General features: G+C 53.4%; 24 protein-coding genes and 1 riboswitch. Of the genes, 21 read left to right on the top strand and 3 right to left on the bottom strand.

Annotation, left to right across the window (positions count from 1 at the left end; genetic code table 11):
• The first annotated feature begins 21 nt into the window (after positions 1–21).
• From QMG93_RS16675 to sigF, 8 genes are all read left to right on the top strand, one after another.
• Positions 22–426 (top strand): flagellar protein, encoded by a 405-nt coding sequence (locus QMG93_RS16675; RefSeq protein WP_281938331.1) that lies wholly within the window; start codon positions 22–24, stop codon positions 424–426.
• A 233-nt stretch (positions 427–659) separates the two neighbouring features.
• Positions 660–1,037 carry a hypothetical protein gene (locus QMG93_RS16670; RefSeq protein WP_281938329.1) on the top strand — a complete coding sequence of 126 codons (378 nt, stop codon included), beginning with the start codon at positions 660–662 and terminating at the stop codon, positions 1,035–1,037.
• 126 nt (positions 1,038–1,163) lie between these two features.
• A complete protein-coding gene (locus tag QMG93_RS16665) occupies positions 1,164–2,495 on the top strand; it encodes a pyrimidine-nucleoside phosphorylase (protein WP_281938327.1) in 1,332 nt (443 codons plus the stop codon).
• 122 nt (positions 2,496–2,617) lie between these two features.
• On the top strand, positions 2,618–3,139 hold the full coding sequence (locus QMG93_RS16660) for a YhcN/YlaJ family sporulation lipoprotein (RefSeq protein WP_281938325.1): 522 nt from the start codon (positions 2,618–2,620) through the stop codon (positions 3,137–3,139).
• A gap of 154 nt (positions 3,140–3,293) precedes the next feature.
• Positions 3,294–4,472, top strand: coding sequence for a D-alanyl-D-alanine carboxypeptidase family protein (locus tag QMG93_RS16655; RefSeq protein WP_281938323.1), 1,179 nt, complete (start codon positions 3,294–3,296; stop codon positions 4,470–4,472).
• Between the two features lie 199 nt (positions 4,473–4,671).
• Complete coding sequence (gene spoIIAA, locus QMG93_RS16650; RefSeq protein ID WP_216792483.1) at positions 4,672–5,025, top strand: anti-sigma F factor antagonist; 354 nt, start codon at positions 4,672–4,674, stop codon at positions 5,023–5,025.
• Entirely contained in the window at positions 5,022–5,468 is a 447-nt protein-coding gene (spoIIAB, locus tag QMG93_RS16645; RefSeq protein WP_025846481.1) for an anti-sigma F factor, read from the top strand. Before spoIIAA ends, spoIIAB begins: the two co-directional genes overlap by 4 nt.
• A gap of 12 nt (positions 5,469–5,480) precedes the next feature.
• Positions 5,481–6,236 carry an RNA polymerase sporulation sigma factor SigF gene (gene sigF, locus QMG93_RS16640; RefSeq protein ID WP_025846479.1) on the top strand — a complete coding sequence of 252 codons (756 nt, stop codon included), beginning with the start codon at positions 5,481–5,483 and terminating at the stop codon, positions 6,234–6,236.
• 131 nt (positions 6,237–6,367) lie between these two features.
• Here the strand turns inward: sigF and QMG93_RS16635 are convergent, their stop codons facing one another.
• The gene (locus QMG93_RS16635; protein ID WP_010498984.1) at positions 6,368–6,583 is read right to left on the bottom strand and encodes a DUF378 domain-containing protein; all 216 of its coding nucleotides are present in this window, start codon (positions 6,581–6,583) and stop codon (positions 6,368–6,370) included.
• A 181-nt stretch (positions 6,584–6,764) separates the two neighbouring features.
• Here QMG93_RS16635 and QMG93_RS16630 point away from each other — a divergent pair, with 181 nt between their 5' ends.
• The 6 genes from QMG93_RS16630 to QMG93_RS16605 all read left to right on the top strand — a co-directional run bounded on the left by QMG93_RS16630 (position 6,765) and on the right by QMG93_RS16605 (position 12,079).
• Complete coding sequence (locus QMG93_RS16630) at positions 6,765–7,409, top strand: stage V sporulation protein AA (protein ID WP_281938319.1); 645 nt, start codon at positions 6,765–6,767, stop codon at positions 7,407–7,409.
• Positions 7,406–7,831, top strand: a complete 426-nt coding sequence (locus tag QMG93_RS16625) for a stage V sporulation protein AB (RefSeq protein ID WP_281938317.1) — start codon at positions 7,406–7,408, stop codon at positions 7,829–7,831. Before QMG93_RS16630 ends, QMG93_RS16625 begins: the two co-directional genes overlap by 4 nt.
• A gap of 46 nt (positions 7,832–7,877) precedes the next feature.
• Entirely contained in the window at positions 7,878–9,698 is a 1,821-nt protein-coding gene (locus tag QMG93_RS16620) for a spore germination protein (RefSeq protein ID WP_281938314.1), read from the top strand.
• A gap of 148 nt (positions 9,699–9,846) precedes the next feature.
• Positions 9,847–11,184, top strand: a complete 1,338-nt coding sequence (gene lysA, locus QMG93_RS16615; RefSeq protein ID WP_281938312.1) for a diaminopimelate decarboxylase — start codon at positions 9,847–9,849, stop codon at positions 11,182–11,184.
• 178 nt (positions 11,185–11,362) lie between these two features.
• On the top strand, positions 11,363–11,575 hold the full coding sequence (locus QMG93_RS16610) for a peptidylprolyl isomerase (RefSeq protein ID WP_413789301.1): 213 nt from the start codon (positions 11,363–11,365) through the stop codon (positions 11,573–11,575).
• 66 nt (positions 11,576–11,641) lie between these two features.
• On the top strand, positions 11,642–12,079 hold the full coding sequence (locus QMG93_RS16605; protein ID WP_281938310.1) for a peptidylprolyl isomerase: 438 nt from the start codon (positions 11,642–11,644) through the stop codon (positions 12,077–12,079).
• 710 nt (positions 12,080–12,789) lie between these two features.
• Here the strand turns inward: QMG93_RS16605 and QMG93_RS16600 are convergent.
• Both QMG93_RS16600 and QMG93_RS16595 read right to left on the bottom strand, forming a co-directional pair.
• A complete protein-coding gene (locus tag QMG93_RS16600) occupies positions 12,790–12,909 on the bottom strand; it encodes a putative holin-like toxin (protein ID WP_275452177.1) in 120 nt (39 codons plus the stop codon).
• A gap of 512 nt (positions 12,910–13,421) precedes the next feature.
• Positions 13,422–13,691: a hypothetical protein gene (locus QMG93_RS16595; RefSeq protein ID WP_281938307.1), complete on the bottom strand. Its 270-nt coding sequence runs from the start codon at positions 13,689–13,691 to the stop codon at positions 13,422–13,424.
• A gap of 306 nt (positions 13,692–13,997) precedes the next feature.
• Positions 13,998–14,158, top strand: a riboswitch (FMN riboswitch).
• A 308-nt stretch (positions 14,159–14,466) separates the two neighbouring features.
• Between QMG93_RS16595 and ribD the strand changes: the two genes are divergently transcribed.
• The 7 genes from ribD (at position 14,467) to QMG93_RS16560 (ending at position 20,272) form a co-directional block, all read left to right on the top strand.
• Positions 14,467–15,582: a bifunctional diaminohydroxyphosphoribosylaminopyrimidine deaminase/5-amino-6-(5-phosphoribosylamino)uracil reductase RibD gene (ribD, locus tag QMG93_RS16590; RefSeq protein ID WP_281938544.1), complete on the top strand. Its 1,116-nt coding sequence runs from the start codon at positions 14,467–14,469 to the stop codon at positions 15,580–15,582.
• A 49-nt stretch (positions 15,583–15,631) separates the two neighbouring features.
• The gene (gene ribE, locus QMG93_RS16585; protein ID WP_281938305.1) at positions 15,632–16,306 is read left to right on the top strand and encodes a riboflavin synthase; all 675 of its coding nucleotides are present in this window, start codon (positions 15,632–15,634) and stop codon (positions 16,304–16,306) included.
• 40 nt (positions 16,307–16,346) lie between these two features.
• A complete protein-coding gene (locus QMG93_RS16580; protein ID WP_281938303.1) occupies positions 16,347–17,561 on the top strand; it encodes a bifunctional 3,4-dihydroxy-2-butanone-4-phosphate synthase/GTP cyclohydrolase II in 1,215 nt (404 codons plus the stop codon).
• 37 nt (positions 17,562–17,598) lie between these two features.
• The gene (gene ribE / locus QMG93_RS16575) at positions 17,599–18,069 is read left to right on the top strand and encodes a 6,7-dimethyl-8-ribityllumazine synthase (RefSeq protein WP_036680785.1); all 471 of its coding nucleotides are present in this window, start codon (positions 17,599–17,601) and stop codon (positions 18,067–18,069) included.
• Between the two features lie 38 nt (positions 18,070–18,107).
• The gene (locus QMG93_RS16570) at positions 18,108–18,893 is read left to right on the top strand and encodes a segregation and condensation protein A (RefSeq protein ID WP_281938300.1); all 786 of its coding nucleotides are present in this window, start codon (positions 18,108–18,110) and stop codon (positions 18,891–18,893) included.
• Complete coding sequence (gene scpB, locus QMG93_RS16565) at positions 18,862–19,476, top strand: SMC-Scp complex subunit ScpB (RefSeq protein ID WP_281938299.1); 615 nt, start codon at positions 18,862–18,864, stop codon at positions 19,474–19,476. The genes QMG93_RS16570 and scpB overlap by 32 nt, the downstream gene beginning before the upstream one ends.
• A 121-nt stretch (positions 19,477–19,597) precedes the next feature.
• Positions 19,598–20,272 carry a DUF2953 domain-containing protein gene (locus tag QMG93_RS16560; protein WP_281938296.1) on the top strand — a complete coding sequence of 225 codons (675 nt, stop codon included), beginning with the start codon at positions 19,598–19,600 and terminating at the stop codon, positions 20,270–20,272.
• Positions 20,273–20,361 lie beyond the last annotated feature (89 nt).

Genomic DNA, 20,361 nt, shown 5'->3' with positions numbered 1-20,361 from the left:
AAAAAGAGGGGCGTGCCCGCCATGACGATGCTTAAAGTAGCCAACTGCCCGAATTGTGGAAAAGTATTTCAAAAAAATTTGCGCAATCTATGTCAAGATTGTATTGATGAGGTTCACGACGATTTCGACCGCTGCGAAAGTTATTTGCGCGGGAACCGGAAGGCAAGTACCGAAGAGCTGAGCAAGGCTACGGGGATCTCCGCTAGACGAATCGCCGAATTCATCGTATCGAACCGGCTGCCGGTCGCCTATTATCCCGGATTGACCTACTCGTGCAACAGCTGCGGTTCCCCGATCAGACAGCACCATTTATGCAGCTCGTGCCGGATTCGAATCGTGAACGATATTAATAAGATGAACCAGCAGGAAGCGAAGCGGAAAGAACGGGGCATCGGTTTCCAAATTCGCGATCGGCTCAGCCGTTGAATCAATGATCAATACTCTGCCTCTATGGCGGAGTTTTTTTGCGGGCGGAGGAAGTCCACGTATTTTGGCTTAAAGGTTGTCTCATGCTAAGAGTAAATCTCGTGTCATGCCGTACCAAATTTGTTCACAAATTTTTCACGGGAATGGCATGAAAGGGCATGTGTAAAGTCGCTCGTATTTTGTACAATAAGACTATACGTCTTTACGGCCGAACAGTAAGGGGGGGATTATCTATGCAAAAGTGGGCTATGTTTTCATTGTTCATCATCGCCTGTCTCCTCGGCGCGGGCGTTTTATTCCAAAACATCTCTGCCCGTCAGGCAGAAATGGCGAAAGAGGAATCGGCAGGTCCTTCGATCAAGTTCGTAGCGACGAACTATCAGTTCGATAAGCCGGAATACACGGCGAAAGCCGGTGAGAAAATGACCGTTTCCCTGATGAACAAGGAAGGGCTTCATGCGCTTGAGATCATTGGCACCAATGTGAAGCTGGACAACAACACCAAGTCGATGGATGTTACGTTCGACAAACCGGGTACGTATGAAGTGCATTGCGTGCTGCCTTGCGGTCCGGGACATGCGGATATGAAAACGAAGATCGTCGTATCCTAAAAAAGCAATATACCGTTTTACATGTGCCAAGGAAGTCTCGGGAGCCGTCTCCCGGGGCTTTCTTTTCTTTTTGCCGCGGAGGGAATATAATACGGGGGAGACTACGTGACAAGGGAGTTGGCCCGGATGAGAACGGTCGATATCATACATAGCAAACGGGACGGCAAGGAGCTGTCCTCTGAAGAAATCGCTTTTTTGGTCGAAGGCTACACGAAAGGGGAAATTCCGGATTACCAGATGTCCGCTTGGGCGATGGCGGTATATTTCAACGGCATGTCCGCGCGGGAAACGGCCGATCTAACGCTGGCGATGGCGCGTTCGGGAGATCAGGTCGATCTAAGTTCCATTCCCGGCATCAAGGTCGATAAGCACAGCACAGGCGGTGTCGGGGATACGACTACGCTGATCGTAGGGCCGTTGGTGGCGGCTGCCGGTATTCCTGTGGCGAAAATGTCCGGCCGGGGCCTCGGCCATACGGGCGGGACGATCGATAAGCTGGAGGCGATTCCCGGTTTTGCCGTCGAGCGGACCACAGAGCAGTTTTTGGCGCAGGTGCGGGAGATCGGGCTCGCGGTGGTCGGTCAGACCGGCAACCTGACGCCGGCGGACAAGAAGCTGTACGGCTTGCGCGACGTGACGGCGACGGTGGAATCAATTCCCTTGATTGCCAGCTCGATCATGAGCAAAAAAATCGCTTCCGGCGCGGACGCCATCGTCCTCGATGTCAAGACCGGACGCGGCGCGTTTATGAAATCGTTGGACGATTCCATCAAGCTGGCTCAAGCGATGGTCGATATCGGAACGGAGGTCGGCCGGGAGACGGTTGCGGTGATTACGAACATGGATGAGCCGCTCGGCCCTTCGATCGGTAACTCGCTCGAGGTGCTGGAGGCGATCGATACGCTCAGCGGCCGGGGTCCGGCCGAGCTGACGGAGATTTGTCTCGAACTGGCGGCGCACATGGTGCGCCTTGGGGGCAAAGCGGACAGTGAAGCCGAAGCGAAGGAGCTCGTCACCCGCTTGCTTGAAAACGGCGAGGCGCTCGCGAAGCTGAAGCAGTTCATTGCTGCGCAAGGAGGCGACGCCCATGTTGCGGAAGATCCCGCCCGGCTTCCCCAAGCCGCCCGTCGTGTGGACGTTCCGGCGCCAGAAGAAGGCTATGTCGCTGCGATCGATGCGGAAGCGCTAGGGATTACCGCCATGCTGCTTGGTGCGGGCCGCGCGACCAAAGAAGACAAGATCGATCTGGCCGTGGGTATCAAGCTGTTCAAGCGTGTCGGCGATCCGGTGAAGAAGGGCGAGCCGCTTGCCGAGCTGTATATCAACCGCGAGGATTCGGCAGAAACGGCGGAAATGATGCGGCGGACGGCTGCCGCTTTCACAATCGCTTCGGCGCCTGCCGAAAAGTTGAAGTTGATTTATGCTGTTATCACGAAGGACGGCATTCGCAAGTTATAATTAGCTGGTGACCGATACATGAAAGCCCGGGATTTTCGTCCCGGGCTTCTTTGCGTGCATGCCAAACGATGGGAGTAAGCATACTAAGACGGACAATCATCCATAGGGAGGCTGAAACAACGATGCATCACGTAAAAGTATGGGTCCGCGCCACAATCGTGCTTGGCTGCGTCGTCGCCCTGGCTGCCGGCTGCACGAACAGGCAGCAGGCGCGTATGCAGCAGCAGGCTGCCCAACCCCAGCAGCAGACCCAGACGCATTACACACAGCAGGGAACGAATCCGGGGGCTCAACCGTATCAAAACATCGCCAGAAAAATCGATATCGCGGATGTGGCAGCAAACAAAATTGTCTCCGAGGTACCGGAAGTTCATTCGGCGAATGTGCTTGTTACCGACCGTACCGCTTATGTGGCATCCGTGCTGAAATCTAACCAGACCCTGACGCAGGATGTCGAAAATCGCATCGCCGGGAAAATCCGGGCGACGGATGCGAACGTACAGCGCGTCTACGTATCTGTCAATCCAGATTTTGTCGGACGCGTCAATACGTATATAGCGGATGTGCGAGCGGGACGTCCGGTCGGCGGATTCGTACAAGGGTTTGCCGATTTGGTGCGCCGCGTGTTCCCGACCGCACATTAGAGCCGAATCCCCAGCGCGAATGGGAATACCGGCCAGGGATCGGGCCTGCTTCCCTGCTGTTTGTTTTCCTGTTTTGGAATATTTTGTTCGGGATTCGTCAACACTGAATACCAGTACCTACAATCGAGCTCCGACAGGAGGGGAGAATAGGGTTATGCTCAGGAAAGTGATCAAGTGGTCGATTTGTATCCAGCTTCTGCTGCTGGTTACGCTGCCGCCCGCGATGGCGGAGGAGGCGAAAAGGGCGCAGCCGGTTGAGCTGGCTCCGAATGCCGTATCTTCCGTTATCGTCGATGCGGATTCCGGCACGGTCATTCACGACAAAAACAAAGATGCCAGGCTTCCCCCGGCCAGCATCACGAAAATTATGACGATGCTGCTTATTATGGAAGCGCTGGACCAAGGCAAAATCAAGCTGGACGAGAAGGTGCGGACAAGCGAATACGCCGCTTCCATGGGCGGATCGCAGATTTTTCTGGAAGTCGGCGAGGAAATGACGGTACGCGATATGCTGAAAGGCATCGCCATGGCCTCAGGCAACGACGCATCGGTAGCGATGGCGGAGAAAATTGCAGGTACGGAACAAGGGTTCGTTCGAATGATGAACGAGCGTGCCGCGCAGCTGGGGATGAAAAATACCCATTTTGCCAATCCGAACGGACTGCCTGCCGAAAATCATTACTCTTCCGCCTACGATATTGCGCTGATGTCCAAAGAATTGCTTAAGCACGAAGAGATTACCAAGTATACTGGCTTGTACCAAGACTATTTGCGCAAGGAATCGCCCAAGCCTTTTTGGCTCGTCAATACGAACAAGCTCGTGCGCTTTTATTCGGGGGCGGACGGCTTGAAAACCGGTTACACGAGTGAAGCGAAATTTTGTCTGTCCGCAACAGCGAAGCGCGACAATCTGCGCGTCATTTCCGTAGTCATGGGCGAACCGGATACCAAAACGCGTAATGCAGAAGTCACGCGGATGTTCGATTATGCGTTCTCGCAATATACGAATCTTCCGATCTACAAGACCGGCGATTCGCTTGGCGAATTGAGAATCGGCAAAGGCGAGGTGCCGGTCGTCCCGTTGACGGCCACCCATCCGTACAGCCTGCTGCTCAAAAAAGGGGAAGCGGCCGACGGAATCCGCCACGAAGTGCAGCTGCGGACGGATTTGAAAGCGCCGGTTGCAGCCGGGGATTCGATTGGGAAAATCGTCGTGTACAAAGGCGATCAAGTATTAACCGAATTCGCATTGGAAGCGCCCGTGAATGTGAAAAAAGCCGGCTGGTGGACCTTGACGAAACGAACGGCGAAGCGGATGTTTTTCTTGGATTGACGAACAGCCGCAGCCTGACATACACAGCATGATCCCCGCAGATACAGCTTACGCCGCCGCGGGGATTTTGCGCTATTCCGCTGCGCTTTCTGTCGCTTTTGTTCTAGTTATAGCGCATTTCTTCTAGTTTTGTCGGGGGGCAGGAAAAGGATTCCTTCACGTAGAAATGAGTGTGCATGAACGGGAAGGAGTGAGCAGCTTGAGTCTGCAAATCGAACTCGAACATTACCGCCAAACGCTGATCGTCAGGCTTCAGGGAGAGCTGGACCATCATACGGCAGACACGGTCAAAACGCGGATGGAAGAGGCGGTCATGCGTGGAAACGTCAACCACATCATTATGAGCTTCAAAGAGCTGACCTTCATGGACAGCTCCGGCCTCGGCGTCATTCTGGGCCGCTACAAGCAGATTACGGCGCGCGGCGGCAAAATGGTCGTCTGCGACCTGAATCCCGCCGTGTACCGGCTTCTTGAAATGTCCGGGCTGTTCAAAATTTTATCGATTCAGGACAACGAAACAAAAGCGCTGCAAAGTCTGGAGGTCGCCCTATGAGTGAACGAAACTTTATGACGCTGAAGTTTGCGAGCCGCTCCGAGAACGAATCGTTCGCCCGTGTCACCGTCGCCGCTTTCGTATCGCAGCTGGACCCGACGCTGGATGAGCTGACGGATATCAAGACGGTCGTGTCCGAAGCGGTAACGAACTCCATCATTCACGGCTACGACAACCGCCCGGATGGGATTGTAACGATTACAGCCGAGCTCGAAGGGGACACGGTCTTTATTACCGTGACGGACGAAGGAGCGGGGATCGAGGATCTGGATCTGGCCAAGCAGCCGCTTTATACGTCGAAGCCGGAGCTGGAGCGGTCCGGCATGGGCTTCACGATTATGGAAAATTTCATGGATGCGATCGAAGTGACGACAGCCTTAGGCACAGGCACCACGATTAGAATGAAGAAGCGAATCGAATCGAAAAAAGCTCTTTTCAATTAGGGGTCTGATCTCATGGATGTAGATTTGAAGCACGCCTCACACAGCTATTTGGACGATAGCGAAGTCAAACGATTGATCGCGCTCAGTCAGTCCGGCGACACCGTGGCCAGAGATACGCTGGTGCAATGCAACATCCGTCTGGTCTGGTCGGTGGTGCAGCGGTTTCTTAACCGGGGCTACGAGGCCGAGGACTTGTTTCAGATCGGCTGCATCGGACTGCTCAAGTCGGTGGATAAGTTTGACTTGTCGTATGATGTGAAGTTTTCAACGTATGCGGTCCCGATGATCATCGGGGAGATCCAGCGTTTTCTGCGCGACGACGGAACGCTGAAGGTCAGCCGTTCGCTCAAGGAGCTGGCCAACAAAATCCGCAAGACGAAGGACGAGCTTTCGAAACGGAACGGCCGGCTGCCGACGATCAAGGAAGTGGCGGAGGAGCTTCAAATCACGCCGGAGGAGGTCGTCTTCGCTCAAGAAGCGAATAAGCCTTTGTCCTCGATCCATGAAACCGTTTTTGAAAACGATGGCGACCCGATCACCTTGATGGACCAGATCGCGGACGAGGGCGGAGACAAGTGGTTCGACAAACTGGCACTCAATGAGGCGATCGGCGCGTTGAACGAACGGGAACGTTTGATCGTATACCTCCGTTATTTCCGGGATCAGACGCAGTCTGAGGTGGCCAGCAGGCTTGGCATTTCACAGGTCCAGGTCTCGCGGCTCGAGAAAAAAATATTACAGTCGATCAAGGATCAAATTGCCCAATAACGATCCTGCTTAAATAAGCTCTCCGAGGTTCCTCTTCCGGAATCGACGGGGAGCTGTTTTTTTATTGCCGCTTAAAAAGAGAACGAGCGAACGCTCTCGTCCTCTTGCGCAATCTTGAGGACGGCTTGCCGTTACCGGGCCCGGGCTCTGTCGTCGTCGCGGAACAGCAGGGCGATGCAATACAACCCCGCCAAACCGACCAATGTATAAATAATTCGGCTTAAGCCCGAAGATACCCGATGGGCGTCGCCTCCGAACAAGGCGGCAACCAAGTCCCATTGAAACAATCCGACCAACAGCCAGTTTAAAGCCCCGATGATTACGAGTGTTAAAGCCGTTCTTCTCATATGCTCGACACCTTCCTCAAAGAAAAGTTAGGGTGATCTTTGTTCTTGCCCTTACTGTTTGTCACGCCGCTTTCCTTTATACTTCGGCTCCCAGTGAAATTTTTGCCAAAGTCCGGGATGTTTACCGCCATGCGTAACTATTCATACTACCGTTAAATGCATGGTAAGGGAGGATTCGGAGATGAACCGTGCTTCCGCTCCGTCCCTGTACATCCGATTGCGCAAACGGATGCGGGCCAGCCGCGGCGATCCAATTCGGCTTGGGCATATTGCCGTCTTTTTGACGGAACCCGAGTATGAGGCCGAGCTGCTCGAGCTGGAATTGTACCGCCCCGAGGAACATGATGGCAACTTGCTGCTTATCGATATGATGCTGGTCGTGCGCAAAATCAAAGAGCGGTTTCCGTTCATGACCATCGAGCATTTCGGCGAACCGCACACGCTGGTTGAAATTTCGGGAAAAACGCGCCCTCCCAGTAGGTTTCTCATCGTTTTGGTGTGGCTGCTGCTTTTTATCGGATCGGGTCTGGCCATTATGAACTTTCACGCCGACGTCAGCATGGCCGAAGTCCACCGGAACCTCTATAAGCTGCTCACCGGCAAACAGACCGAACGTCCGCTGCTGCTGCAAATTCCATATTCGTTCGGCATCGGCATCGGGATGATCGTCTTTTTTAATCACCTGTTCAAGAAAAAGTTCAACGAGGAGCCGAGCCCGCTGGAGGTGGAAATGTTCATGTACCAGGAAAACGTCAACCAATATGTCATCGCCGAGGAATACGCCAAAATCAATCGTTCGCCGGACCGGGAGCCACCGCCACCTTGACTGGACTGCTGAGCGGATTACTGCTTGCCTTTGTCGGGTTGGCCGGCGGCCTTGCGGCAGGCAGCGGCATGGTTGCTTTTCTGGTGGTGCTGGACATCATTCCGAGGCTGGCGCAAATCAGCAGATCGTACCGGTCGATCCGCTTATACGAAGGCGCAGTCGTACTCGGTGCGGTTTTTTTTACGGTGACGGATCTCTTTCAATGGAAGTTCCGGCTGTTTCCGTTGTCCGCCTCGGTGCTAGGCCTGTTCGCCGGCTGCTTTGTCGGCATGCTTGCGGCAGCGCTGACCGAGGTCATCAACGTGCTGCCGATTTTGGCCAAAAGAATTCGGATGGAAGAATATATGATCTGGCTGTTGATGGCGATGATTTTCGGGAAGGTGCTCGGCTCGCTGATCGACTGGCTCGGGCTGGTTCAGTAATGTCCGAACCTGTGCCGCAACAAAATTTCACTGGGAGGTGAAGGGCGTGAACAAGCAAATCAAACGTGCGAAATTAATAGGCGGAAAACCGAAAAAGCTCCGCAACCTCAAGCCGCCGGAGGAAGACAAGCTGATCGTTGACCGGGAAGGCAATATTATCGGCAGCCTGTCGGCGGACGAACCGGAGGAGCGATCCGCGAAGGATGGAAGGGAGCGCGATACCGAATCAGGCGATTCTGAAAAGGGAATGTCGCGCAAGATGCGCCAGGAGACGCAATTGACGGCGGAAGAGCGGGAGCTTAAGGAGAGCACGGAAATTTCCGAGGATTTCGACCGTCTGAAGCGGCAGTTGGAAGAGCAAGTAGGCTTGAATAAAAGCTTCGACGTCATCTTTCGCGAAATGGTGTTCGGCGGGCAAAAAACGGGGATTTTCTACTATAACGGGTTCATTAAAGATTATGTGCTGACCGAAGTTCTTGAACGGCTTTCTTATGCCGATCCGGTGCATAGAGAAACGGAGCACAGAAAACCGGTGGAGGAGCACCGGAGACCGTACCGGAACTGGAGAACGGACCGTGCGGAAGAACCGCCAGAGCGTCAGATAGAGGGCCAGCGCCGCAATATCATCGGCTTGTTCGAAGAGGCGCTGATTCCTCACGTGCAGGTGAAGCGGGCCTGCAAGCTGAAGGAAGCGATCGATAATGTGGCGATGGGTGGAACGGCCTTTTTCTTCGAGGGCGAACGCGAAGCCGTTCTGGTTGACGCCAAGAGCTTTCCGGCCCGTACGACCGAAGAGCCCGAGCTCGAACGGGTCGTGCGGGGCTCTCGCGACGGTTTTGTCGAGACGCTGCTTACCAATGTTACGTTGGTACGTCGCAGAGTACGGGACCCGCGGTTGAAGCTGGAAATTACGCAGGTCGGCAAACGAACGCAGACCGACGTTTGCATAGGGTACATTCAGGATATTTGCGACATGAAGCTGGTGGAATCGATCCGCGATAAAATCAAAGAAGTGAAAGTGGACGGGGTACCACTCGCCGAAAAACAGCTGGAAGAAGCGATTGTCGGGAATAGTTGGAATCCGTACCCGTCGGTCCGGTATTCGGAGCGTCCCGATGTGGTGGCGGCTCACCTGCTGGAAGGCCATGTTATCGTGTTTGTCGATACGTCCCCCTCGGTTATGATTTTGCCGACGACGTTTTTCCACCATGTGCAGCATGCGGAAGAATACCGTCAAACGCCGATTGTGGGCACCTATCTCCGATGGGTGCGGTTTATCGGCATCGCCGCGTCGATCTTTCTGCTGCCGCTATGGCTGCTTATCGTGACTTCACCGGAGCTTAAGCCGGCGGGACTCGAATTTCTGGGACCGCAGAAGCCGGGAAAAATTCCGATCCTCGGCCAGTTTCTTATCGCGGAGCTCGGTATCGATTTGATGCGGATGGCCGCCGTACATACGCCTTCGCCGCTCGCGATCGCAATGGGCTTGGTGGCGGCAATATTGGTAGGAGAAGTAGCCGTCAAGGCGGGATTGTTTTCAAATGAAATCATTCTGTACTTGTCGGTTGCTGCGGTCGGTACGTTTGCCACTCCCAGCTACGAGCTCAGCTTGGCGAACCGTATTTCCCGACTCGTCCTGCTCGTGCTTGCGGCGGTTTTCAAAGTGCCGGGGTTTGTCATCGGCTCTACCTTTCTGCTGCTTATGCTGGCGCTGCAGCGCTCGTACAATACCCCGTATTTGTGGCCGTTTATTCCGTTCAATGTAAATGCGATGAGGAGTATTTTGGTGAGAGCGCCGTTTCTGTCCATGAAAACGCGCTTAAGTTTGACAAGGCCGAAAGACAGAACCCGGCAGCCGCAGCGCTAATCATTCTGAACGCAGTGTCAAGAGCAGTTTCGCTCCCCGCACCCCTTCGAATCCCACTTCGGAGGGGTGTTTTGCATATTGTATTTTGGCGTATGTCTGTGGTACTTTAAAAGTAATGTCTTTTCATGGGGAGAAGGAGTCGAACAAGATGTATCTACACGGCACCAGCAAGATTAACGACAGGGGACATCTGGAAATCGGCGGCTGCGACACAGTCGATTTAGCCGGGCGCTACGGAACACCGCTGTATGTAATGGACGAACAATTGATCCGCCAGCGCTGCCGCGAATTTGTGCAAGCTTTTCGCGCTACGGGCCTCCGGTTTCAGGTAGCATATGCCAGCAAAGCGTTCTGCGTTATGGCTATGTGTCGTATTGTGGAGGAAGAAGGCATGTCGCTGGACGTCGTATCGGACGGCGAATTGTATACCGCACTGGAAGCCGGTTTCCCGGCCGAGCGGATTCATTTTCACGGCAATAACAAAACGCCGCAGGAGCTTGAGATGGCGGTTAACGCCAAGATCGGCTGCTTCGTCGTCGATAACTTCGTCGAGCTTCACATGCTGAATGCCATTGCGGGAGAGAAACGGCAAAAAGTAAATGTTCTGCTGCGCATCACCCCAGGGGTGGATGCTCACACGCATGAATATATATCGACAGGTCAGACCGATTCGAAGTTCGGCTTCGATCTGGCCAACGGCGCGGCTGAGCAAGCGGTCAAGGAAGCGTCGGAGCTGCCGAATATCGAGCTGCTCGGCGTTCATTCGCACATCGGCTCACAAATTTTCGAGGTCGGCGGCTTCCGGCTTGCGGTCGATAAAGTAGCCGATTTCGCGGTCCATATTCGGGAACAGCTAGGTCTGACGTTCCCTGTCATCAATCTGGGCGGGGGCTTCGGCATCCGTTATATCGATGGCGATTCGCCGCTGCCTGTCGCCGAGTACGTAAATTCGATCGCCGAAGCGATCCAGACAAAATTCGGCCAAAACGGCTATCCGCTGCCCGAGATCTGGACCGAGCCGGGCCGCAGCATCGTCGGAGACGCAGGGACGACGCTGTACACGATCGGCACGTACAAGGATATTCCCGGCGTGCGCAAATACGTGGCCGTCGACGGCGGGATGACCGACAATCCGCGTCCGGCGCTGTACGAAGCGCAGTATGAGGCCATGCTCGCGAACCGGGCGTCCGAAGCGGATGAGGAGGTCGTATCCATCGCGGGCAAGTGCTGCGAAAGCGGCGACATGCTCATTTGGGACGTCAGCCTGCCGCAGGCGCACACGGGCGATCTGCTCGCTGTAGCTTGCACAGGGGCGTACAATTACGCGATGTCGAGCAACTACAACCGGATTCGCCGGCCGGCGGTCGTGTTCGTGAAGGACGGCGAGGCCGATATCGTGGTAAAACGCGAATCGTTCGAGCATTTGCTCGGCAACGATGTCGTACCCGAACGGATGCGGCAGCAAGTGACGGCCAAAACGTTATAATCAAGCGAGAGAGAACGTCCGGTCCCTGTGACCGGCGTTTTTTTATCGTTGTATGAGCGATAAGGGCGGATGCTGATTTGTGCGAAGCCGCTTTTCATAGTAAAATAGGAAGGGTTGTCCGGGAGCGTCGCGAAAGGATGCGTCTGGCAGAACAAGCAATTAAAGGAGTGTACGTCCTATGGCAAAACAGGCGATTATTAAAATGACCGACGGCAACGAAATCGTGCTCGATTTGTTCGAGAAAGATGCGCCGAATACGGTAGCAAACTTCGAAAAGCTTGCAAACGAAGGCTTCTACAACGGAGTCGTGTTTCACCGTGTCATTCCGGGCTTCGTAGCGCAAGGCGGCTGCCCGCACGGGACTCCAATACAGAGTAAAATACACCTGTAATTTGCTTGTATTTGCCTAGTTATGATACACTCTTTTCAAAACAATACTCTATAAGGAGCAACAGTCATGGCTAAAAAAGGAAGCATTGAATTAGAAAAAGGCGGAAAAATTTTAATTGACTTCGTTCCAGAAGAAGCGCCGAATACGGTAGCGAACTTTGAAAAACTTGCAAACGAAGGCTTCTACAATGGACTTACATTCCACCGCGTCATTCCGGGTTTCGTAGCTCAGGGTGGTTGTCCAAATGGAAACGGTATGGGTGGACCCGGTTACACCATTAAATGTGAAACTGAAACAAATACAAGCAAGCATGAGCGCGGAACTCTTGCCATGGCGCATGCCGGGAAAGATACAGGAGGAAGTCAGTTCTACATCTGCTATGAACCACAACCGCACTTAAACAAGAAACATACCGTTTTCGGTAAGGTAACTGAAGGTATGGATCTTCTTGATCAAGTAAGACAAGGTGATAAAATGAAAGAAGTTAAGGTTTGGGAAGAATAATGACACTCTAGAGGCCATTGTGCCTCTTTTTTATTTTGCTGTAGTTTCGGAACACTTTAAGCGAGTTTTCACACCAATAAGGAGGAATTAATCGCAAATTTCTGTTATACTTCTATTGGTAATCATTGTTGTGTTAACAACGATATTAGAGAAACATTTTCGCTTCATGGGAAGGATGAAATTTTCCCATTTGAGTAATTGACTAGGATCTCATTTGGCTGAAGCTCAGTTCTTCGTCTGTCGAATACTTCTTGATCGATTTCTGTGAAACCAGCATAGGGATCAGTATCATCACCTTCCGATGAAAGTGATATTTTATTGCAAAATAAAAAGAAGCCCCCAAAAAATAATTAGAGTCCTCTTTCTTATGTGTAACTTAAAGTTTCAAAAATTCATATCAATACTGATAAGGCTTTACGCTATTGGGCGTTTCAATATTTCATCTCTAAACCAATGTTTGGTATTCCTTATTTTGTAAATAAATCCCTCTATTCTATGTTTGAACTGGCATAAAAAATCAACTTTTTAATCAGTTCAGGGAACAAACACTTTATGATAAATAATAATTGTGATAAAATACCAGTAAGAAGCGTAAAATAAAAGAGAGCCGTGCTAGCAACACGACTCCCGCACAATAGCCGCTTTTAAGGGCGGTTGGCTTCAAGGTAACTGGAAGTGAAATAGACCGCAGTCCTCGTCACAAGGGCGGTCTATTTCTTTTTGTTTTGGATAAGAGCGACGATGATATTAACTATCAGTGCGAGTAGCGCAATAAGCAGCATCCCGAAGCCGATCATCAAAGTCAAAGTGTCCTTAACCTCCACAGGCATCACCTCCCTTCCGGGAGACTAGCCGACCGCCCATAAAGCCGAATCTATTGTGATTGGATTATTATACCATGTTCTTAATAGGAAAGGTAGATTTTGTTACTTTGTGTAAGGCTCTAAACTATCATATATGCTTGAATTTTTTCCACCAAATCATTTGGTAGTTTCCTATTAACATCAACAACATTAGCATTTACTCTAAAATGAGAAGTTAATTCGCTCGATAAAAAAATCTATTTTTCTTAATCACAGCAATATGAAGGGGTGGTAGGGTACGATTTACGATTAACTTTATTGTCCTTCAGAATTAGATACCCAGCAAAGTTGTTTTCCTAAATTGCAAGAATCAACAAACTGTCGCCACAAGACTCATCTTGAGCATTCACAGAAAGCTCTTTGGACAAAATTCCCGTTTCTCGGCCCTCCCGGCGAATGCTATAAAGCGAGCGAAAACGGCCTCAGCTGAAAATTTGAAACTTAACAAGGAAAAAGCCCCAGGAAAGGGGCCTGCTTACTTAATTCTGTTGAAAGATGTAAGCTCCGTTTGTCGGACCCTTAGTTCTAATTGCGATTTTTGTAGAAAAACCGCCGCTTGAAGAACCAATTCTAGCAATACTGTAAGGTTTTACATGAATGGTCACCGTATTATTCAATAGCAAAACAAAAGATTTATTGCTGTTGTTGGAAATCGCCAAAGTTCCATTAATTCCATTAGGTACGGTAAACAATGTTTTCGTGCCTGCGCAGGTAAAATGAAACGATCCGGTATTGGCGTATTTTGCCACCCATTTTCACCTCCAATTTAAGTTATTCAAAATGGCGTAGGGGTGTTTGGATGCTTAAATAATTTTGAGTGCCAAACAACATGGTATGGGGAGTTGTACCAAATGTACAACTTCCGATTTAACCGGCGATGAGCAGCAAAAGCAGTTGCTTTTTTCATTTTGTAGTGGTAGTATTTCATTCAAGTTACATGATTTTCTTAGGTGATTTTTCGGTTTACCGTGAAATCGAGACAAGCCTTGTGGGTACTGGTATGATCGGCGCTACAAGGAACCCAAGAACTATCGTAGGTAACAAACTAAATAATTCGTTTCCTTCGGGGCAGGGTGAAATTCCCTACCGGCGGTGATGTTCGGCTGGTTTGTTATAGGCCGAACTCAGTCCGTGACCCGTGCAGCCAATTTCGGTTGCCGGTGGACTCGGTGCAATTCCGAGACCGACAGTATAGTCTGGATGGGAGAAGGGAAAGCGGAATCGGCGATAGACTGTCAGCGTGCGTATGTGCGTTATTTCACATACTCAACATGCCACAGGTGTATCTGTTCGAGCATGTCTTCTTGCCATGTGTTTTTGGACATGGGCAAGGTTTATTTAGGCATGCATCGACGCGGCCTTAGTAGCATGCATGGCATTGCAATCTGTCGCTGCAAGGGATTCCGCTGCGTTTTTTTTACCTAAACGCGACACTTCTCACAAGCCCCTTTTTGCTAGGCAAAAAGAGGGCTTTTTCGCATTTTCCGGCAAGCTAATCGGGAGAAGGAGGTGCGTCAATTGACTGTGAGGTTACTGAACGACGAGTATTACATGAATCTGGCTTTACAACTGGCCGCTTCGGCGGCCGGACAGACGGGCATTAATCCGGTCGTCGGCTGCGTCATCGTCAAGGAAGGACGCATTGTCGGCATGGGTGCCCACTTGAAGCGGGGTGAAGCGCATGCCGAAATTCATGCGCTGAACATGGCAGGTAGCGAAGCGGCGGGCGCCACGGCCTACGTGACGCTGGAGCCGTGCAGCCACTTCGGCAAGACGCCGCCGTGCAGCGACAGGCTGATTCGCGAAGGGGTCGCGAGGGTCGTCGTTGCGGCGACCGACCCGAATCCGCTTGTGGCCGGCAGCGGAATCGCCCGGCTTCGGGCGAGCGGCATTGAGGTGACGGTAGGGGTGCTGGAACGGGAGGCGAACGCTATGAACGAAGCGTTCAATACGTTCATCGTCACCCGGCGGCCGTTCGTCACCGTCAAATCGGCCAGCACGCTGGATGGCAAAATTGCCGCCAGGACGGGCGACAGCAAGTGGATTACGGGCGAGGCCTCCCGCGCCTACGTTCATACGCTGCGGCATCGCCACCAGGCGATTATGGTCGGCATCGGCACCGTGCTGGCCGACGACCCGTCCCTGACGACCCGGCTGCCCGTGCCGGGTCTGCACCCCATCCGCGTCGTCGTCGACTCGACGCTGCGGCTGCCGCACGAGGCGAAGCTCGTGCGGGACGGGATTGCGCCGACGGTCGTGCTCACGACCGAACAGGCGCCGGCAGCACGCCGCCGTGAGCTCGAAGCGAGCGGCGTAGAGATCGTCGACTGCGGGCCGGGACCCGCTGTCGATCTGGACGCCGCCATGGCGCGGCTCGGCGAGCGAGAGATCGGCTCGCTGCTCGTGGAGGGCGGCGGCAAGTTGAGCGGCGCGCTGCTGGAGCACAGACTCGCCCACAAGCTCGTGTTTTTCCTCGCGCCGAAGATCATCGGCGGGGGCGGGTTGGCGCCGGCGAACTTCGATTTCGCCGGCTTCGGGCAAATGCGCGAAGCGATTCAGCTGGAGCGCATGCAGGTCGAGACGTTCGGCGACGATCTGTGTCTGATCGGGTACCCGAAGTATGCGGAGCCAAGCGAATAGACAAGCTGCTTCCGAGAAGACGGAAAGCGATGACAAGGAGGGATATTCCGTGTTCACTGGAATTATCGAGGAAATCGGCACGCTGCGCCGCATAGCCAAGCAAGGTCAGGCGATGGTGCTGACGATCGGGGCGAAGCGTATCCTGGACGATGTGAAGATTGGCGACAGCATTGCGGTGAACGGCGTCTGCTTGACCGTCATCGCTTATGACGAGGCGTCTTTCACCGTCGACGTGATGCCGGAAACGTTCCGGCGGACGAACTTGTCCCGCCTGTCGAGCGCGTCTCCTGTAAATCTGGAGCGGGCGATGACGGCAGGCGGCCGGTTCGGCGGTCACATCGTGCAGGGACACGTCGATTCGACCGGCATTATCCGGGGTCGCACACCGGAAGAAAACGCCGTTGTCTTCCGCGTAGAGCCGCGCGAACCGGGTATTTTAAAATATATCATCCCGCATGGCTCGATCACGATCGACGGGATCAGCCTGACGGTCGTCGAGCTGGGAGAAACGTCGTTTACCGTATCCATCATCCCGCATACGCTCGCGGAAACGGTACTGCAGCATAAGAAGCAAGGGGATGAAGTCAATCTCGAAGCCGACGTTCTCGGCAAATACATCGAGCGGCTGCTGACCTTCCGGACAGGAGAAGGAGCTGCCGTAACCCAAAGGACAACCCCCGGCGGTCTAAGCGCCGCATTTCTAACGGAGCACGGGTTCCTGTAATCCGGTTCCAGATTCACATAGACCTAAGGAGGAGAGAGGAATGGACGAAACGATCCGGTTTCATCCGATTGAAGAAGCGATATACGATCTGATGCTGGGCAAAGTCATTATCGTCGTGGACGACGAAGACCGCGAGAACGAAGGCGACTTCATCGCCCTGGCCGAGAAAGCGACGCCGGAGGTCATCAACTTCATGATCAAGGAGGGACGCGGCCTCGTCTGCGCCCCGATTACCGAAGAGCGGGCCCAGGAACTGGACCTGCCGCAGATGGTATCGCGCAACACGGATTACCACGGCACCGCCTTCACGGTTTCGATCGATCACGTCGAAACGTCGACCGGCATTTCCGCATCGGAGCGTTCCCGGACCGTGCAGGCGCTGATCGATCCGCAGACGAAGCCGCAGAGCTTCCGCCGCCCGGGACATATTTTTCCGCTCACGGCCAAGAAAGGCGGCGTGCTGCGCCGCGCCGGACATACGGAAGCGGCGGTCGACCTGGCTCGCATGTGCGGCGCTTACCCGGCAGCCGTCATCTGCGAAGTGATCAAGGAAGACGGCGAAATGGCCCGCGTCCCGGATCTGATGGAGATCAGCCGCAAGCATGATTTGAAGATCATCACGATTCAGGACCTGATCCGCTACCGCAATCAGAAGGAGAAGCTGGTGCAGCGCGAGGTCGAGGTGCGGATGCCGACGGATTTCGGCGTATTTACCGCCATCGCCTACTCGAATGATGTTGACCGCAAAGAGCATGTCGCGCTGGTCAAAGGCAAGATCGACAGCGATCGCCCGACGCTCGTACGCGTCCATTCCGAATGCTTGACCGGCGACGTCTTCCACTCTCACCGCTGCGATTGCGGCCCGCAGCTTGCGGCGGCGCTGAAGCAGATCGACGAGGCGGGCTCCGGCGTGCTGCTGTACATGCGGCAGGAAGGACGCGGCATCGGCTTGATCAACAAGCTGAAGGCGTACAAGCTGCAGGAGCAGGGGCTCGATACCGTCGATGCGAACCTGAAGCTGGGCTTCGCCCCCGACCTGCGGGATTATGGGATCGGCGCGCAAATCCTGAAGGATCTCGGCATCGGACGCATCAGGCTTATGACGAACAATCCGCGCAAAATTCGCGGTCTGGAAGGCTACGGACTTGAGGTAGTCGAGCGCGTACCGCTGCAAATGGAAGAAAACGAGGACAATACGAACTACCTGCATACGAAGCAGGCGAAGCTGGGGCACCTGCTTGATTTTACCATCTAAAAAAATATTTCATCAAATGAAGGGAAGTTGAAGGGACATGGCGAAAGTATACGAAGGACATCTGGTCTCGCAAGGATTAAAATACGGGATCGTGGTCGGACGGTTCAACGAATTTATTACGAACAAGCTGCTGGGCGGCGCGCTGGATGCGCTGAAGCGGCACGGCGTACACGAAGACGAGGTCGAGATTGCCTGGGTTCCGGGCGCTTTCGAAATTCCGTTGATCGCCCAGAAAATGGCCGAGAGCGGCAAGTACGACGCCGTCATCACGCTCGGTGCGGTCATCCGCGGGTCCACTCCGCATTTCGACTATGTTTGCAATGAAACGGCCAAAGGCGTGGCTGCCATTTCGCTCAAAACCGGCATTCCCGTTATTTTCGGCGTGCTGACGACCGACTCGATCGAGCAGGCGGTAGAGCGTGCGGGGACCAAGGCCGGCAACAAAGGCTGGGAAGCGGCTGCGAGCGCCATTGAGATGGCCAATTTGACGAAACAGCTGACTACCTGACGAAAGCTGCATGAGGATTAAGGGGGAACGAGAGGAAAGTGAAAGTCACAGTAAAGCTGGAAACCTTTGAAGGCCCCCTTGATTTGCTGCTGCACTTGATCGATAAAGCGGAAGTCGATATTTACGACATTCCGATCAAAGAAATTACGGATCAATACATGGAATACCTGGACGCCATGCAGGAACTGGAGCTCGAAGTGACGAGCGAGTTCCTCGTCATGGCCGCGACGCTGCTTTCCATTAAGAGCAAGATGCTTTTACCGAAGCCGCCTGTCGTGGATATGGAATTCGACGATTACATGATGGACGAGGAGTACGACCCCCGCGCCGAGCTCGTAGCGAAGCTGATCGAATACCGCAAATATAAAGCGATTGCGGATCATCTGCGGGACAAGGAGATGGAGCGCAGTCTCATTTATACGAGAGAGCCTGAGGACTTGACCCCGTATGTGCCTGTGGTGCAGGAAAACCCGGTCAAAGGTCTGCATGTGGCCGACCTCGTGAACGCGTTTCGCAAGGCGATGCGGCGGATGCAGAGCCGACAGGCGATTGCCAAGATCCGTAAGGACGAAATCTCGGTGAAGGATCGCATGTACGAGGTGGTCGACACGCTCGAGAAGTGCGGGGGCAAAGTCATGTTTTCGAAGCTGCTGAGCGACGATGCGACGAAAGATGCGATTGTCGTGACGTTTTTGGCGCTGCTGGAGCTGATGAAAGTCAAGAGGATCGTCTGCTTCCAGCATAAGCTTTTTGACGATATTGTGATTCAGGCAAGAGAGGAAGGAACGGCGGATGGATTTTGGGCAGATGAAATCAGTTATTGAAGGCTTGTTGTTTGTGGCGGGAGACGAGGGATTGGACGCCAAACAGCTCGCCGATGTGCTGGAGCTCAGCGCCGAGTTCGTGACCGACCTTGTGCTGGATCTGCAGGAGGACATGAAGCGCCAGGGCCGCGGGATTCAAATTGTCGAGCTGGCGGGTACCTTTCAGCTGACGACCGTGCCGGAGCACGCGCCGTATCTTGAGCGGCTGGCCTACTCTCCTTCGCGGACGTCGCTTTCTCAAGCGGCACTGGAGACACTCGCGATCGTAGCGTACAAGCAGCCGATCACGCGGGTGGAGATTGAAGAGATCCGCGGGGTGAAGTCGGAGCGCGCGCTGCAGACGCTGGTGGCGAAAGATTTGATTCAAGAGGTAGACCGTGCGGACGCGCCGGGAAGGCCGATTCTGTACGGAACGACCAAATCGTTTCTCGATTATTTTGCGCTTAGTACGATTGAGGATCTTCCGGAGACGTCGATGTTCGAAAATGACGACAATTTGGAAGAAGAGACAAGGCTACTTTTCGAGAAGCTGGACGGCAAACAGATCACGTTCGAGGACGTGACGGAGCCGAACGGTATGTAACGTACGCATGTTTTTCCAATGCTGGGCTATACTAACTCCTGAGGAAACGAAGCAAAAGGCTTCCGGCTCAGGAGTATTTGTGCTGCCCGCAGCGTCTCGGGCCGAAGAGGAGGAGCATCGCATGATATGGGCTTGGATCGCCGGAGCGGTCGCGGTCTTGATTTTTGCTGTAGCGCAAAGCAAGATCAAAGTTTGCCTGTCTTTCGTTCATATGGAACAAAATGACGAAATTCGAATCGATGTCCGCTCCTTATTCGGACTTATTCGCTATAGGTACATCGTGCCGCTGCTCCGCTTCCAGGGATGGCTGGAAGGGTTGGAACTGAAATCGGAGAAGACGAATCCGAACAAGGGTCAATATCAGGACGAGCCCAAACGTAAAATCGACTTCGATAAAATTAAAGAGGCGATTGATAACTACCGTGTATTGCTTCACAACTGTTTTAAGTTTAACCAATGGCTTCGTCGACTGCTCAGCCGTTTTCATTGTACCGAGCTGAACTGGAAAACGTCGGCCGGCATCGGGGACGCGGCGGAGACGGCCGTTGTCGTAGGCACCATATGGGGACTCAAAACGTCGCTTCTGGGGTATATTTTCCGGACGGTTCGGCTTGAGGCGAAGCCGGAGCTTCAAGTCATGCCGGTGTTTAATCAGAACGTGTTTATGACCGAAGGCATATGCCGCCTGCATATCCGCTTCTGGCATCTTGCCGCGGCGGGTCTCCAGCTGCTTTTCCGGATTTTAAAAATAAAAGGCGGCCTGCGCGCCTGGAAGAAAGTGCTGCTGCGTACCTGACAAAGCTGTCGTGAACTGCGTTACGCAGAAGCGGCGGCTTTTCGGTATTTACGGACCGATCCCGCATACCGTTTTCGGCTTTGGGCAAT

Source organism: Paenibacillus tyrphae (assembly GCF_027925525.1).
GTDB classification, from domain to species: Bacteria; Bacillota; Bacilli; order Paenibacillales; family NBRC-103111; genus Paenibacillus_G; species Paenibacillus_G tyrfis_B.
This window is presented reverse-complemented; position numbering and strand designations above follow the sequence as displayed.